Origin of the sequence: Serratia plymuthica (genome assembly GCF_018336935.1) — a bacterium.
In the GTDB taxonomy this organism is placed as follows: Bacteria; Pseudomonadota; Gammaproteobacteria; order Enterobacterales; family Enterobacteriaceae; genus Serratia; species Serratia plymuthica_B.
Window position 1 is genome coordinate 2,585,735 of the sequence record NZ_CP068771.1, and the last position, 14,919, is coordinate 2,600,653.

Annotated in this window: 14 protein-coding genes and 1 pseudogene; 8 read left to right on the forward strand and 7 right to left on the reverse strand. The window is 56.3% G+C overall.

Annotation, left to right across the window (positions count from 1 at the left end):
• Positions 1-6 precede the first annotated feature (6 nt).
• Positions 7-1,248, reverse strand: coding sequence for an alginate lyase family protein (locus tag JK621_RS11945; protein WP_212559987.1), 1,242 nt, complete (start codon positions 1,246-1,248; stop codon positions 7-9).
• Positions 1,249-1,490: 242 nt separating this feature from the next.
• Between JK621_RS11945 and chrA the strand changes: the two genes are divergently transcribed.
• Positions 1,491-2,696, forward strand: coding sequence for a chromate efflux transporter (gene chrA / locus JK621_RS11950; RefSeq protein WP_212559988.1), 1,206 nt, complete (start codon positions 1,491-1,493; stop codon positions 2,694-2,696).
• Positions 2,697-2,822: 126 nt separating this feature from the next.
• Here chrA and JK621_RS11955 read toward each other — a convergent pair whose 3' ends face one another.
• The gene (locus tag JK621_RS11955; protein WP_212559989.1) at positions 2,823-3,425 is read right to left on the reverse strand and encodes a helix-turn-helix domain-containing protein; all 603 of its coding nucleotides are present in this window, start codon (positions 3,423-3,425) and stop codon (positions 2,823-2,825) included.
• A 43-nt stretch (positions 3,426-3,468) separates the two neighbouring features.
• Between JK621_RS11955 and JK621_RS11960 the strand changes: the two genes are divergently transcribed.
• The 4 genes and pseudogenes from JK621_RS11960 to JK621_RS11970 all read left to right on the forward strand — a co-directional run bounded on the left by JK621_RS11960 (position 3,469) and on the right by JK621_RS11970 (position 5,962).
• Positions 3,469-4,182: a B3/B4 domain-containing protein gene (locus JK621_RS11960; RefSeq protein ID WP_212559990.1), complete on the forward strand. Its 714-nt coding sequence runs from the start codon at positions 3,469-3,471 to the stop codon at positions 4,180-4,182.
• A 16-nt stretch (positions 4,183-4,198) separates the two neighbouring features.
• A pseudogene (locus JK621_RS25585) lies at positions 4,199-4,343 on the forward strand (site-specific integrase); the annotation flags it as partial.
• Positions 4,344-4,482: 139 nt separating this feature from the next.
• The gene (ttcA, locus tag JK621_RS11965; RefSeq protein WP_212559991.1) at positions 4,483-5,421 is read left to right on the forward strand and encodes a tRNA 2-thiocytidine(32) synthetase TtcA; all 939 of its coding nucleotides are present in this window, start codon (positions 4,483-4,485) and stop codon (positions 5,419-5,421) included.
• A gap of 142 nt (positions 5,422-5,563) precedes the next feature.
• Positions 5,564-5,962 (forward strand): VOC family protein, encoded by a 399-nt coding sequence (locus JK621_RS11970; RefSeq protein ID WP_212559992.1) that lies wholly within the window; start codon positions 5,564-5,566, stop codon positions 5,960-5,962.
• Between the two features lie 219 nt (positions 5,963-6,181).
• Here JK621_RS11970 and zntB read toward each other — a convergent pair whose 3' ends face one another.
• Positions 6,182-7,165 carry a zinc transporter ZntB gene (gene zntB / locus JK621_RS11975; RefSeq protein WP_212559993.1) on the reverse strand — a complete coding sequence of 328 codons (984 nt, stop codon included), beginning with the start codon at positions 7,163-7,165 and terminating at the stop codon, positions 6,182-6,184.
• Positions 7,166-7,309: 144 nt separating this feature from the next.
• Between zntB and JK621_RS11980 the strand changes: the two genes are divergently transcribed.
• Complete coding sequence (locus JK621_RS11980) at positions 7,310-8,371, forward strand: hypothetical protein (protein ID WP_212559994.1); 1,062 nt, start codon at positions 7,310-7,312, stop codon at positions 8,369-8,371.
• A gap of 79 nt (positions 8,372-8,450) precedes the next feature.
• On the opposite strand, the gene JK621_RS11985 is transcribed toward JK621_RS11980, so the two are convergent.
• On the reverse strand, positions 8,451-10,085 hold the full coding sequence (locus JK621_RS11985; RefSeq protein WP_212559995.1) for a peptide ABC transporter substrate-binding protein: 1,635 nt from the start codon (positions 10,083-10,085) through the stop codon (positions 8,451-8,453).
• A 158-nt stretch (positions 10,086-10,243) separates the two neighbouring features.
• Positions 10,244-10,594: a hypothetical protein gene (locus JK621_RS11990; RefSeq protein ID WP_212559996.1), complete on the reverse strand. Its 351-nt coding sequence runs from the start codon at positions 10,592-10,594 to the stop codon at positions 10,244-10,246.
• Positions 10,595-10,801: 207 nt separating this feature from the next.
• Here JK621_RS11990 and mpaA point away from each other — a divergent pair, with 207 nt between their 5' ends.
• Positions 10,802-11,509: a murein tripeptide amidase MpaA gene (gene mpaA / locus JK621_RS11995; protein WP_212559997.1), complete on the forward strand. Its 708-nt coding sequence runs from the start codon at positions 10,802-10,804 to the stop codon at positions 11,507-11,509.
• On the opposite strand, the gene ycjG is transcribed toward mpaA, so the two are convergent.
• Positions 11,506-12,486, reverse strand: a complete 981-nt coding sequence (gene ycjG / locus JK621_RS12000; RefSeq protein WP_212559998.1) for an L-Ala-D/L-Glu epimerase — start codon at positions 12,484-12,486, stop codon at positions 11,506-11,508. The two genes, mpaA and ycjG, sit on opposite strands and share 4 nt — an antisense overlap.
• 223 nt (positions 12,487-12,709) lie before the next feature.
• Between ycjG and tpx the strand changes: the two genes are divergently transcribed.
• A complete protein-coding gene (tpx, locus tag JK621_RS12005) occupies positions 12,710-13,213 on the forward strand; it encodes a thiol peroxidase (protein ID WP_006319550.1) in 504 nt (167 codons plus the stop codon).
• A gap of 63 nt (positions 13,214-13,276) precedes the next feature.
• Here the strand turns inward: tpx and tyrR are convergent, their stop codons facing one another.
• Entirely contained in the window at positions 13,277-14,848 is a 1,572-nt protein-coding gene (gene tyrR, locus JK621_RS12010) for a transcriptional regulator TyrR (RefSeq protein ID WP_212559999.1), read from the reverse strand.
• Positions 14,849-14,919 lie beyond the last annotated feature (71 nt).

The following is a 14,919-nucleotide window of genomic DNA, read 5'->3' on the forward strand; positions in this document are numbered from 1 at the left end:
CCCCCTTCAGGGCGCGACCGGTTCGCGCCCTGCTTCCAACCAGCTTTGCCGTTGTGCCTCTTTTACCGCACCGCGCACATAGTTTTCCTTTCCCTGCCATTGCGCAACGTCAAACTGCGCCCTCTCAATCATTGGCTGGTAACGATCCGTTTTCATTAGGCTATCCGCCTGAACCAACAGCGGCACGATGCGCACACCAACCCGATCAAGGCTTTGATAGGGCCATTTCCGCCCTGCATCAACGTAAGGTGCCATAAAGTCCAACGCCGCCAACAACGAACTGCCCTGGGCCGTGCGGTAATGCCACAAGTCGATGTCCTGCCGCTGCGCCACTCCGGCCATCAGCACCAACGCCTGCAGATTAAAATAGCTGTAATGGAACGAACGGGTGCGCAACAATTCTTGCGGCTGCGAGCCGTTAACGGCAAGTTGTAAATCAAGCTTATGCTGCGTCAGCGCCGCCATCTCCCGCACGACTTCATCACGCCCGAGCCAGGCGGCAATCCCCGCCACCTGAGCGGCGTACCAACTGCCGTGGTTATTCTTCGCGGCGGCTTCCTGCTTGCCGGCGGGGCTGTGCAGCAGCCAATCGAGGTAGCTGCCAAACCATTGCCGCATCCGGCTTTCATCGGCCACCGTCCAGCCTGGCGTCTGGCGCAACAGCAGCAGGCTGTCGACAATGCGGGTGGCGAAATAACGCCCGTCCAGAATGCCGTTACCACGTCCGCTGTCGCGCCCTGGAATACCCTGTGCGTAATTGAGGTTCGGGTTCATCCGCGTTTGCGGGTTGATAAACCAGGCGCGGATCAACGCGATCGCCCTGTCGCTATAGCGTTGTTGCCCGGAGAAATAACCCGCCAACGTCAGAATCTGTACCCGCTGAGTGAACTCCGCCAGCCGCACGCCATCACTCTGTTCATTTTTACTGGCCGGGTTCACCTGTCCATCGCGACGCACCCAGGGCAACCCGTTCGCTTTGCCGGCATCCGGCCACCAGTAGGCACCGAGACTCAGGTAATCGTGCTTGTCGCCGCTGGCTGGGAGCAGCCCTTTCTCGGTCACGCTGAGCAAGGGTTTGTGCATCGCGCTGTCGGCGTCCTGCAGCAGCCACTTATAGTTAGCGTCACCGCTGAGATGGGCTTTTACCTGAGACAACGAAGATTGCTGCAAGAAAATGCAGCACTCTGCGGCATGGCCCGCAAACGACGTAAAACAAATCAATAACCCGGTCTGCAAAAATTTACGCATAGGTCTAACTGCCACCATGTGATCAGATATCGCCAATCCTGCCCGCTTTGGTTTTTTTCGACAGAAAAAAAGCGTTTCCAGACGTGAAGCGCTCAAACATTCGACATGTCGCGGGCGATGCCCTCAGAGTTGTCACCTGCAGGTGAAATCATGCCGCCAACGCGGTAAAAACGGCTAACCTGTAAGTGAATATACGCACGTCGATATGACGATGACTCAATACAAATCAAAAAGGCGAATGTATGGTCCCCCCACCGAGAGATGACAGCCGTCCTTGGTCGATCTTTCTTATTTTTCTACGTCTGGGATTGACGTCATTCGGCGGCCCCATAGCGCACCTGAGCTATTTCCGGGGCGAGTTCGTTATACGCCGCCGCTGGCTTTCTGAATGCAGCTATGCCGACCTGGTGGCGCTTTGTCAATTTCTGCCCGGGCCCGCAAGCAGCCAGGTCGGCATCGCGTTAGGCATGTTACGGTCAGGCTACACCGGAGCCGCAGCAGCCTGGGCCGGTTTTACTCTGCCTTCAGCCCTTGCCTTGATGCTGTTCGCATTGGGCATTTCCCACTATGGCGATGCACAATTTCCAGGCACGCTGCACGGCCTGAACGTGGTGGCGGTCGCCGTCGTCGCTCAAGCGGTGTGGGGAATGGCACGCAACCTCTGTACTGACGTGCGGCGGATCACGGTGATGCTGATAGCGACCTGCGTCGCTCTGCTGATACCCTCCGCCTGGGGACAACTTGCCATGCTTGCCGCTGCCGGCCTGGCCGGACTATTGCTGCTCATGCCTCACCACGACAGCACACATGATCCGCTGCCCGTCACCGTGAGTCATCGCGGCGGCATAATTTGGATTGCGTCATTTTTTGCACTGCTCATCGTCTTGCCGGTGTTGACTCAACTGATGCAAAGTCAAACCCTGGCGATGGTGGCCGCTTTCTTTCGTGCCGGATCGTTGGTTTTCGGCGGGGGACACGTTGTGTTGCCGCTGCTGCAAACGGAGGTGGTCTCTCCCGGCTGGGTCAGCAATGAAACCTTCCTGGCCGGATACGGTGCCGCGCAAGCGGTGCCCGGCCCTTTGTTCACTTTTTCCTCGTTCCTCGGGGCATCCATGAATACAGCGCCCTCCGGATGGTTAGGTGGTGTCATTTGCCTGCTGGCGATCTTTGCGCCGTCTTTCTTGTTGGTCTTCGGCGTTTTGCCCTTTTGGGAGCGGCTGCGGCAAAATAGGCGTATGCAGGCGGCGTTAGCCGGGGTCAATGCCGCCGTAGTCGGACTCCTGCTGGCTGCGCTTTATCAGCCGGTATGGACGAGCGCCATTCATAAACCGCAAGACTTTGGGCTGGCACTGCTCGCTTTTGTCGCCCTGATGTTTTGGAAACTCCCGCCGTGGTCGGTGGTCATTGGCTGCGGAACGGCGGGTTGGCTGTTGAACATAGTGTTGTAAGACCTGAAATAACGGGTACAACTGCGCGGTATGTTTAGGATGAGTGTTTCATATCACTCCCTGTAATGGGCCCTGCCACCCATTGTTCGTCATCATTCACCCTTAGGATAACTTCTCGGCAATAGGTCAGGCGTGAAGTTCGGCCACGGTCATGGTGAAGACCAATTTCCCCTCACCCTGATTTGAATAATGATGCGGCACATCGGTGTTGGCGACGGCAGAAGAACCTTCGGGAATAATCATCTCGGTACTCCCCACCTTCAGGTTGAGAACGCCCTGCTCAACATGCAGCAGCTCGAAGGTGCCTTGAGGGTGGCCCGTGGAGGCAAACAGCTCATCAGGAAACATCTCCCAGCGCCACAGCTCAATCATATTCGGCCCACGCGTCCCCGCCAGCAAACGGGCCGTTCCGCCCGCATCACCCGTCCATAATGTAGGTATTTCTTTTTTATCGATAAGGTAAGCGGAGGGCGCATCGGTGACATTCACGATATCGGCTACGGAAAGGCCCAGCGCCGCCGCTATTTTGCACAAGATGGCAATGCTCGGGTTAGCCGCGCCCTTCTCGATTTCTACCAGCATCCCTTTGCTGACGCCCGCCCTGCGCGATAACTCATCAAGCGTCAATTTCTTGTTTTTGCGGTGCTGCTTGATGGTGCTCGACACCGCTTCATTGACGGTTTGAATGTCCGCGCCGTGCTCGGTCGATATATTGACTTTATTGGTCATTAGTCGTTACTGTGAAATAAATTAGTCATTATAGGATTGTCAGATGTTTTCAGTTCTTCCGTCAATCGATCCCAAGATTTCCTCCGTGGCGCCCGGTTTCAGAGCCTTAAGCATTGTGGTTGAAGCCGCACCTGTTACCCACCCCAAGATTGCCGACCAGGCATTGGAACAGGCTTGTCATTCGATTTCTGCGGGTGACGCGCCCTGGGCCGAGGCTCATCTTGCAGCCTGGGGAGAGGCATTTACCCGATTCGGCGCCAAACCCAAACGCACCCCTTGTTCGGCGGAAGCCTTGCGCAAACGGGTCCTGCGAGACGGCTCGCTACCCAGTATCGATCCCGTTGTTGATCTTTATAATGCCATCAGCATTCGCTATGCCATTCCCGTTGGCGGGGAAAATATTGAAGCCTATGTCGGGCAACCCAGGTTGGTGGTTGCCGATGGAAGCGAAGTGTTCGATACGGTGAAAGACGGCGAGGTGGCGCATGAATCGCCGGAGCCGGGTGAAGTCGTCTGGCGCGACGATCTGGGGGTCACTTGCCGTCGCTGGAACTGGCGCCAGGGGATAAGAACCCGGCTGAACGCAGATGCCGGCAAGATGTGGTTTATTCTGGAGAGCCTGCCGGCCATGCCGTTACAGGCGCTGTATGATGCCGGTGAAGAGTTGATCAAGGGGCTGCATCAGATGATGCCGGGCGTAAAAACCGAACAGACGCTGATTGGTTTCGATCTGGCTGACGAGCATCAAATTAAGTAAAAAAGACGGCTTTCGCTCCTCATTGGGCCATGTCTGGGGCTCATGCATAAAACGCGCTGGTATTCGGCGGCGTAATCCGTACCATACGCGACATACTTTTGTCTGCTGGTTGTTTCAGCCGGCGCGTACCCATTTTTATCGCAAACCAGATGGGGCATGATATGCGCATAGGGTCTTCAAGGCCTGAGGTGCGAAGCGGGGAGAAATGAATACTGACCCAAATAGCCTGTTGAATGCTAAACTCGCGGTCTACATGTCATGCCCCCATAGTGCCCCCCATTGAAAACGAGCACGATTTAAATGTCAGAAAAACAAACCGTCAGTCAAAAAGAGCAGTACAACCTCAACAAATTGCAAAAGCGCCTGCGTCGCAACGTGGGCCAGGCGATCGCCGATTTCAACATGATTGAAGAAGGCGACCGCATCATGGTCTGCCTGTCCGGCGGCAAAGACAGCTACACCATGCTGGAAATCCTGCGTAACCTGCAGCAAAGCGCGCCGGTGAACTTCTCGCTGGTTGCGGTCAACCTCGACCAGAAACAACCGGGCTTCCCCGAGCATATCCTGCCGGCTTATCTGGAAGGCCTGGGGGTGGAATACAAGATTGTCGAAGAAAACACCTACAGCATCGTCAAAGACAAGATCCCTGAAGGCAAAACCACCTGCTCACTGTGTTCACGCCTGCGCCGCGGCATTCTTTACCGCACCGCTACCGAACTGGGCGCGACCAAGATAGCCCTTGGCCACCACCGTGACGACATTCTGCAAACGCTGTTCCTCAATATGTTCTACGGCGGCAAGCTGAAAGGCATGCCACCCAAGCTGATGAGCGACGATGGCAAGCATGTGGTGATCCGTCCGCTGGCCTATTGCCGCGAAAAAGACATCGAGCGTTTCTCGGTGGCCAAAGAATTCCCCATTATTCCGTGTAACCTGTGCGGTTCACAGCCAAACCTGCAACGCCAGGTGATTGGCGACATGCTGCGCGACTGGGATAAACGCTATCCGGGCCGTCTGGAAACCATGTTCAGCGCAATGCAAAACGTGGTGCCGTCACACCTGAGCGATTACAACCTGTTTGATTTTAAAGATATTCACCACGGCAGTGAAGTGGTCGACGGTGGCGATCTGGCCTTTGATCGTGAAGATATTCCGATGCAACCGGTCGGCTGGCAGCCGGAAGATGCGGATGAAGCCGCACCGGCGCTGGAACGTTTAAACGTTCTCGAAATCAAGTAAACAGTGGCGCCGCCCGTTATCTGCGGGCGGCGTTTCTTCCCTCCGACAGTTTTCGATCCTGCTCACAATTCCAGCATAATTTATCGGACAGTGCCGTCTTTACCCTATACTGTGTATTTATACAGTCACCAGGAGATTGCCGATGAACATTACCCCTTGCGTATCCCACGTTTCCCTGGGCACCAATCATTTCGATGCCGCCGCCGAATTTTACGATAGCGCGCTCTCCGCATTAGGTTGCCGGCGAGTACTGGAGCACCCAGGCGCTATTGGCTATGGGCGTGATTATCCGGAGTTCTGGCTGCAGGTGCCGATCGATAACCAACCCGCATCTGCCGGTAACGGCGTGCACGTAGGCTTTTTCGCCACCAGCAAACAGCAGGTCGATGATTTTTACCGGCTGGCGTTGCAGGCCGGCGCAAAAGATGAAGGAGCCCCGGGATCACGACCGCACTATGGCGAAGCCTACTATGGGTGCTTTGTCCGCGATCTGGACGGGCATAAAATCGAGGCCAGTTTCTGGGACGAAAGCGCGGCCTGAAAACGGTAAACTGCAGACAAAAAAATGCCGGTGGTTAGACCGGCATCGTATGAATCAATGTGCTATGCAGTAATTCTAAATAATAAGAAAGTAAGACAATTATGGAGCGCAACGCCCATCGCTTGACGTTGCATTCACCTGCGAGAGAGATCATGCCCCATTTCCCCGAGGCAAAAGTTGATATCGCTCAATGTTAACCGGGTTTTCACGCTTTTTTGGCTACAGCCAACGGCTGCGTTTCAGCCACCAGGCCACGCCGAGCACCAGGCCCGTCAGCATCAGGCAAAACGTGGCAAAACCAAAGGGGTTGCCACCGCCGGGAATGCCGCCCAGGTTAACGCCGAATAATCCGGTCAAAAACGTGGTGGGCAAAAATACCATTGCCAGTAGCGACATGGTGTAAGTTCGGCGGTTCATGGCGTCGGCCATCACGGTGGTAATTTCATCGGAAAGTATCGCGGTACGCGCAATGCTGCCATCCAGATCGTCCAGACCGCGTCCCAGCCGGTCGGCAACATCTTGCATGCGCCGTCGGTCGTCATCGTTCATCCAGGGCAACCGCTCGCTCGCCAGCCGGGAAAATACGTCGCGCTGCGGCGCCATGTAACGGCGCAACACAATCAGTTGTTTGCGGATCAGCGCCAATTGTCCGCGCTCCGGGATTTGCTGCTCCAACAGCGCATCTTCCAAATCGATGATCTTATCGTGCAGATCCTCTATAAAATCGCTGGTGTGATCGTTCAAGGCATCGGCAACTTCCACCAACCAGTTGCCGCTGTTGGTTGGCCCAGTACCGCTTTGCAGATCGTTCACCACCTGATCGATGGAGTACACCTTGCGGTGCCGGGTGGAGACGATCAGTTTATCGGTCATATAAACGCGAATGGTCACCAGCTGATCCGGCCGTGAGTTGGCGTTGAAATTAATGCTGCGCAACGTGATCATGGTGCCATCGCCCAGGCGGCTGACCCGCGGGCGTGAGCTTTCCCCTGATAACGCTTCTCTTACCGCATCCGGCAACAATGGCGTAGTGTTCAGCCATTCGGCGCTGGCCGGGTGCGCATAATCCAGATGCAGCCAGCAAGGCTCATCGCAGGTAATTTTATCGTCGTAGTCAATCGATGTTACGCCGCCCTTGCCATCAAGCTGATAGGCATACACCGCATCAGGAACCTGTAACTCGCGCCCCTCAATGACATCCATTCCTTATCCCCTTCGCTTTTCAGTTACACAGAGTCTAGCGTTAATGTTTTGTGACTCAAAGATAAAGCCGCTCGATGGTTACCCCTGGCCCGCACCTTATGCGCTAACATGGATGAATAACGACCAACGTTCAGCCCGGTACCCATGAAATACACATCGACGCTACTGTTTGCTTCTATTTTGACGCTTGCTCCTGCGCCATTTCATCCGCTGCTTGCCGCAGAAAATTCGCTCGAGAGTATCGCTGATGCCTATCGGCTCAAGCTCGACGACGCGGCGGGTAATTTGCCTTACTACGTCGTAAAATCCCACGCGCGCACGCCACATTCCGCGTTAATCGTGCTGCATGGCCACCCCAGAGACGCAGGAAAAACGCTGGCGGCAGCCCTGAAAGCGGCCCAACAGGCAGATAAAACCGACGACAGGTTACTGGTTGCGCCGCTCTATCCGGTTCCCACCGCGCAGGCCAGGCGCTGCCATTCGCCCGGCGTTCCTGCGGCGCAGCCGGGTGATGCCTTGTGGAGTTGCAGCTCCTGGATCGAGGGTGGATTGGATTTACAGTCAAAGGTCAGTTCGTTTGCCGCGCTTGACCAATTGATCGCCGAACTGAAAATCAAATGGCCGCAGTTGCAGTGGGTGACTGTCGCCGGGTTTTCCGCCGGCGCGCAGTTCGTGCAGCATTATGTCGGGTTTGCGAAACCACCCACCGGCGTGAGCATGCGTTACGTCATTTCCGACCCTGGCAGTTGGCTTTACTTTGATCGCCTCCGGCCACGGCCGGTTGTCGACTGGCGCAGTTGCAGTCAGGAAAAAGGTTGCGACTTTACCTGGACGGAAATGACCGGCGACTCATGCCCAAACCTAAATCGCTGGAAATACGGTCTGGAAAATATCCCCGCTTTTCATGATCAAAGCCGCGAGACGGTAAGCCGGCGCTATGACGCGGCGGACATCACTTATATTGAGGGCGAAAAAGATACCGGCAACGTGCCCGGCGCCTTCTACAAAATACTCGACAAATCCTGCGCTGCGCAGGCACAGGGACCCTACCGCCTGCAACGCGGCATCGCCTATGCGGCTTACGATCGGCGTTTTATCGCCCCGCACGCCAAGCGCCAGTTGCTGATCGTCCCCGGCTGCGCGCATGATGTGTCTTGCGTATTTCCTTCCGCCATCGCGCGTAAGGCGCTGTTTGCGGTGCCATAACCGCTATCGTTCTGCCACAAAAATAAAACCCCGCCATTAGCGGGGTCTGATAAAAATACGTAGCAAATAACGCGGCAGATCAATGCTGCAAAATATACATTGTCTGGCTGTAGGCCACGTCCTCCGGGTTGGTGATCGGGTAGCCTTTTACCCACGGCTTGATCAGGCGACCGTTGGTGTACTGGTAAATTGGCGCGATCGGCGCCTGCTCCGCAATGATCTGTTCCGCTTTATTGTAATCCGCCGTCAGAGCCTTTGCGCTGGTTTCCCGGCTGGCCTGCGCCAGCAGATTGTCATACCTGGCGCTCTTGAATTTGGCGATGTTGCCGCTGTGGGTAGAGCTCAGCAGCGACAGGAAGGTCGATGCCTCGTTGTAATCGCCCACCCAGGAAGCGCGCACGACGTCGAAATTACCGGTGTTGCGGCTGTCGATATAGGTTTTCCATTCCTGGTTTTGCAACTTGACGTCAATACCGAGCGTTTTCTTCCACATCGACGCCACGGCAATCGCGATTTTCTGGTGGCTTTCAGAGGTGTTGTAGAGCAATGTCAGCTTCAACGGATTATTCGGGCCGTAGCCAGCGGCCTGCATCAACGCCTTGGCCTGCGCATTCAGTTCTGCCTGCGATTGCTGCTGCATCAGGCTCACTTGCGGTTTAAACCCGGCGGTAACGTCCGGCGTGAAGTGATAGGCCGGCTTTTCACCGGTGCCCAGCACTTTTTCGGCGATAATTTTACGGTCGATCGCGTAAGACAGCGCTTTACGCACTCGCACGTCGTTGGTCGGCGCACGTTGGGTATTGAACGCGTAATAATAAGTGCCGAGCTGATCCGGGGTATAAACCTGATCCGGGATATCTTTCAGCAACTTCTGGTACATATTTTTCGGGAAAGACTCGGTGATATCAATGTCGCCGGCCAGATAACGTTTGGTGGCGTTGGACTCCTGGTTGATCGGCACGAAGGTCACTTTGGTCAGCACGGTATGCGCGTGATCCCAATAGTGTTCGTTTGGCGTCAGCACCAGTTTCTCATTGACCACCCGCTCCTGCAGTTTAAACGCGCCGTTACCCACCAGGTTGCCGACTTTGGTCCAGTCATTGCCGAATTTCTCCACCACCGACCGGTTCACCGGGAACAGGCTGAAGTTGGCGGTCAGGCTGACAAAATACGGTACCGGCTTGTTCAACTGCACTTTAAAGGTGTAATCGTCCAACGCCGTTACGCCCAGCTTATCGGCAGGCAACTTGCCGGCGATGATTTCGTCGGCGTTCTGAATGCCGGCCAGTTGGGCGAACCAGGCAAAGGGTGACAGGTTCTTCGGTTCTACCAAGCGTTGCCAGCTATAAACGAAATCCTTCGCCGTTACAGGGTCACCGTTTGACCAGCGCGCATCTTTGCGCAGCGTGAAGATATAGGTTTGATTATCAGTCGTCTGCCAACGGGTAGCGACGCCGGGGATCACCTTGCCGTTGGCGTCCTGATTCACCAGCCCTTCGAACAGGTCGCGTGCCAGTTGCGCCTCCGGCAAGCCCACGGCCTTGATCGGATCCAGTGAGGCCGGCTCATCTTTAATATGGCGAACAATTTCCTGCTTTTCCGCCAGAGTGGTGCCTGGGGGAACCTGCGCCGCCATCGCGCTGCTTAATCCTGCGCCAATAGCCACTGCACATAACGCAAAACGAAAACCTTGCTGAATTTTTCTTCTCGTCATTCTGATTCATCCCCGTTAACCATCTGAATTTTTTATCATATAGCACAAGATCCTTCTCACCTATAGCCCAGAGCGGGCAAGATGCAAAAACTGAGGTCCAGGCAATAAAAAATGCCCGTGCGACAGCGTCGGCACGGGCATTTTTGTCTCAGGCGTGATTAGTCGTAAAGGTGGATGCTGTTGATGCGGTAGCTGAACTCTTCCCCTTCTTCCTCGTCGAAAATGGTGAAGAAGCTTTGTTCGGCGAGCGGCTTAGCGTAAATATCGGTCTTCTGCATCTGGCGCGACTCGGCATCGTCATAACCATAGTCGAGATAGAAGGTGTTTTTCTGGTAGTCGACGTGCAGGGTAAAGGGATAATTGGACTCATCGCCACGCCCGTCATCGTTCTTCACCACGCCGAACCATTCACCCTGACGGATCTGGTTTTCCTCATCCACGCCGCACAGCAGCGTGATGGTATCCTTTTCATTTTCGCTATAGCTGGCAACTATTCTGGCTACTGGCATGTTAAATCCCCTGCTTGGTTATTGGGTTAGCTTTGCCGATAGTATAACAACAGCGAAATGGCCGGCGCGGTTTTATTGTTACCTGCGCTAACGCACAGCTCACATATCAGGCAAAGGTGAAACAATTGCTCTGGGAAAGATGAGCCAAAGCGTAATACACTGAATAAAATGATAATGACTCTCGACATTTAACCCAGGGACAACACCATGATCCAGCATCGACCGCGCAGTGAACGTGGCCAATTGGCCGTTGCAGGAGAGAATTACGGCAGTTCGCTGTTAGGGGCGCCGCTGCTCTATTTCCCCGCGGCCATCAGCGGGCCGGAAACCGGGCTGATCATCGCCGGCACCCACGGTGACGAGGGGGCCGCTATCGTCACCCTTTCTTGTGCGCTACGCAGCATTGCGCCAAACCGGCTGCGCCATCACGTAGTGTTGGCGGTCAATCCCGACGGGTGCCAACTGGGGTTGCGCGCCAATGCCAACGGCGTTGACCTGAACCGTAACTTCCCCGCCGCCAACTGGCGCTCCGGCGATACGGTTTATCGTTGGAACAGCGCGGCAGAAGCGCGGGATGTCAAGCTGTCAACCGGCGGCCGCCCCGGCTCGGAACCGGAAACCCAGGCGCTGTGTCACCTGATTCATCGGCTGAAACCGCGCTGGGTGGTGTCGTTTCATGAACCCTTGGCCTGCATTGAAGATCCCGCCAGCTCCAAGCTCGGTGTCTGGCTTTCGCATAAGTTTGCCTTGCCTCTGGTCACCAGCGTGGGTTACGAAACGCCGGGTTCGTTCGGCAGCTGGTGCGCCGATTTGTCGCTGCCCTGCATCACCGCCGAGTTCCCGCCCATTTCCGCCGATGCCGCCAGCGAGAGTTACCTCGAGGCGATGGTAGAGTTGCTGACCTACCAGGATTAATGCTGCCGTGGGGCGAGATTGATCGCCCCATAGTCGAAATCCAGCCCCGCGTCGACGTCCTTTGCCAGCCAGGTCGGGCCATCCAAATCCACGAAGCGCGCCCCTGGGGCCAGCGGTAACGCCGCGTTGATCGCCCGTGAAGTACATAACATGCAGCCGAGCATAATGGCGAACCCCTGCTCCCGAGCCTGCCTGGCCAAAACCAGCGCTTCCGTCAGGCCGCCGGTTTTATCCAACTTGATATTGACCATCTGATAGCGGCCGATAAGCGCCGGCAGATCGCGGCTGGTGTGGCAACTCTCATCGGCACAAATCGGCAGCGGATGGATAAAGTTCTCCAGCGCGCCGTCATCGGCTGCCGGCAGCGGCTGCTCCAACATTGCCACACCCAGATCCGCCAACAGTTGGCAACGCGCAACCAGGCCTTCCGCCTGCCAGGACTCGTTGGCATCGACGATCAGCGTCGCTTCCGGCACCGCTGCGCGGATGGCCACCAGCCGTTCGCTGATCAGGTGATTATCCAGCTTGATTTTCAACAGCCGAGCGCCCTGCTGGTCGAGTTCGCGCGCGGCGAACGCCATTGCCTCCGGCGAGCCGATGCTGACGGTTTGCGCCATCAGGATGCGTTCCGGCGCCGTGACACCGCTGCGCTGCCAGCGGTTCTGGCCGCTGAGACGGCACTCCAGATCCCATAGCGCCGAATCCACCGCATTACGCGCCGCACCCGCCGGCATCAACTGCTGCAACTGCTCGCGCGTCACTCCCCGTTCGATAGCCGGTGCCACCTCTGCCAGTTGCGCCAGCACCGAGGCTTCGCTTTCGCCATAGCGCGCATAGGGCGTGCATTCGCCGATGCCGCGCACGCCCTGCAGTTCAATCTCGACCACCACCACTTTCGCTTCGGTGCGGCTGCCGCGGGCAATGACAAAGGCGGTATGCAATGGCCAGGCTTCTGGGTAAAAACGCATGCTTCTCATAACGGCTCCTGAGCGAAAATGGCGTATAAAAACGGGCTAACGGGCGGACAGTTTTTGGACACAACCTAATATATACAACTATTTAGCAAACTTTATATATCCAACCCACAATTGTTGACTTAAACTGACGCCAGGGCGTGAACCTAATGGTAAATCCAGCCATTGCGGCTATTTTATTAGGTTCATCCCCTTTGTATAAACACCTGTAAAAGGAACCAAGCCAATGACTCAGACAGTACATTTCCAAGGCAACCCGGTCAGCGTTGCAGGCCATCTGCCACAATCGGGCGAACAAGCCAAAGCGTTCTCGCTGGTTGCCAAAGACCTGTCAGACGTAGCGCTAAGCAGCTTCGCGGGTAAACGCAAAGTCCTGAACATTTTCCCAAGTATTGATACCGGCGTTTGCGCTGCCTCGGTACGTAAATTCAACCAACTGGCCAGCGGTCTGGATAATACCGTGGTGCTGTGCATCTCCTCCGATCTGCCGTTCGCCCAGTCACGCTTCTGCGGCGCGGAAGGCCTGAGCAACGTAGTGACGCTGTCCACCCTGCGTGGCGCAGAATTCAAACAGGCTTACGGCGTCGAAATCGCTGAAGGCCCGTTGGCGGGTCTGACTGCGCGTGCGGTCGTGGTGCTGGATGGCCAGGACAATGTGCTGTACAGCGAGCTGGTGAATGAGATCACCAACGAGCCGGATTACGATGCTGCGCTGGCTGCACTGAAGTGATGTAATCAGGGCCGGCTTTCGCGGGCTTCTGATAAACGAAACGGGCGCCGCGGCGCCCGTTTTTTATTCTTCGCTTTCCCCTGTCGCCTTGCGGCTGCTGAGGCCATACTCGCGCAGCTTGTTGGCAATCGCGGTATGCGAAACCCCCAGGCGTTTCGCCAGTTTTCGCGTGCTCGGGTAAGTGCGGTATAACCGCGTCAGCACCGAACGCTCGAAGCGCTTGCTGATATCGTCCAGCGAGCCGTCCAGCACTTCGTCGCCCAGCGACATCTCGACCTCAAATTCCGGCAGTACGATATCCTGCGGGCGCAGCTCAAAGCCTTCCGTTTGCGTCAGCGCGCGGTAAATGGCGTTTTTCAACTGCCGCACGTTGCCCGGCCAGCCGTACTTGCTGAGGAAACTGCCCAGATCGTTCGCCAATTTCGGTCGCGCCACACCCTGTTCGTCGGCAAAGCGCGCCACAAACAGCTCGGTCAACGGCATGATGTCCTGCGGACGCTCGCGCAGCGGCGGAATAGTGATGGTCAGCACGTTAAGGCGATAATAGAGATCCTCGCGGAATTCACCGCGCTGCACCAGCTCAGTCAGGTTTTTCTGGGTGGCGCAGATGACCCGCACATCCACGTGTACTTCGTGTTCTTCCCCAACGCGGCGGAAAGTGCCGTCGTTAATGAAACGCAGCAGTTTGGTTTGCATGCGCGGCGACATTTCACCGATCTCATCCAGCAGCACCGAGCCGCCGTGCGCCTGCTCGAAGAAGCCCTTCTTGCCTTCCAGCGCATTGGGGTAAGCGCCGGGCGCATGGCCGAACAGCTCGCTTTCCACCACGTCATCCGGCAGTGCGGCGCAATTGAGCGCCAGGAACGGCTGTTTGCCGCGCGGGCTGCGCAGGTGGCAGGCGCGAGCCAGAATGTCTTTGCCGGTGCCGGTGTCGCCGACCAGCAGCAACGGCGCATCCAGCATCGCCAGTTTACGCGCCTGCTCCAGCACCTGGCGCATTTTCGGGCTGACGGCCACGATATGATCGAATTCGGTATCGTCGTTCACCGACAGGTTCTGTAGCTGGCGCCCCATGCGGGCGGTCGACTTGAGCATCACCACCGCGCCAACGGTGGCGTTCTGCTGGTTTTCGTCTTCCAGGTAGATGGGGGTGATATCCATCAGGAAATCCTGGCTGCGGATCACGACCCGTTCTGAGTGCGGCGCCGTTTGTTCGCTCTCCAGCCAGCGGCTGAAGTTATAGCCGCCAATCAGAGCCGCAGCCGTTTGATTGCGGATTTTATCTTCGCTGAAGCTGAACAGCACCTGTGCCGCCGGGTTGGCCAACTCGACCTTGCCCCGCATATCAATCGAAAATACCGGCTCCGGCATCGACTCCAGCAGCGCCCGCAACGCACGGTGTTCGCGCTCGGACGGCATGAAGTTAACGGTACGCACGTCAGTCACGCCGGCAATGCGGCGGATCTCCGCCATCAGCGCGCGGAAGGTGTCAAAATCCAGCTGGGAAAAATTGAGGTAAATGCGGCCGATGGGATCGATTTCGATACCCCGTAAATCGATGCTGCGCGATACCAAAAGATCGAGTAATTCTCGAGTCAGACCGAGCCGGTCTTCGCAAAATACTTCCAAACGCATCAGTATTGGCCTTATCTCTGCAGGTGCGGGGATGACTGTCGATGATGATACTCTCTCACCCCGGGCGGTAG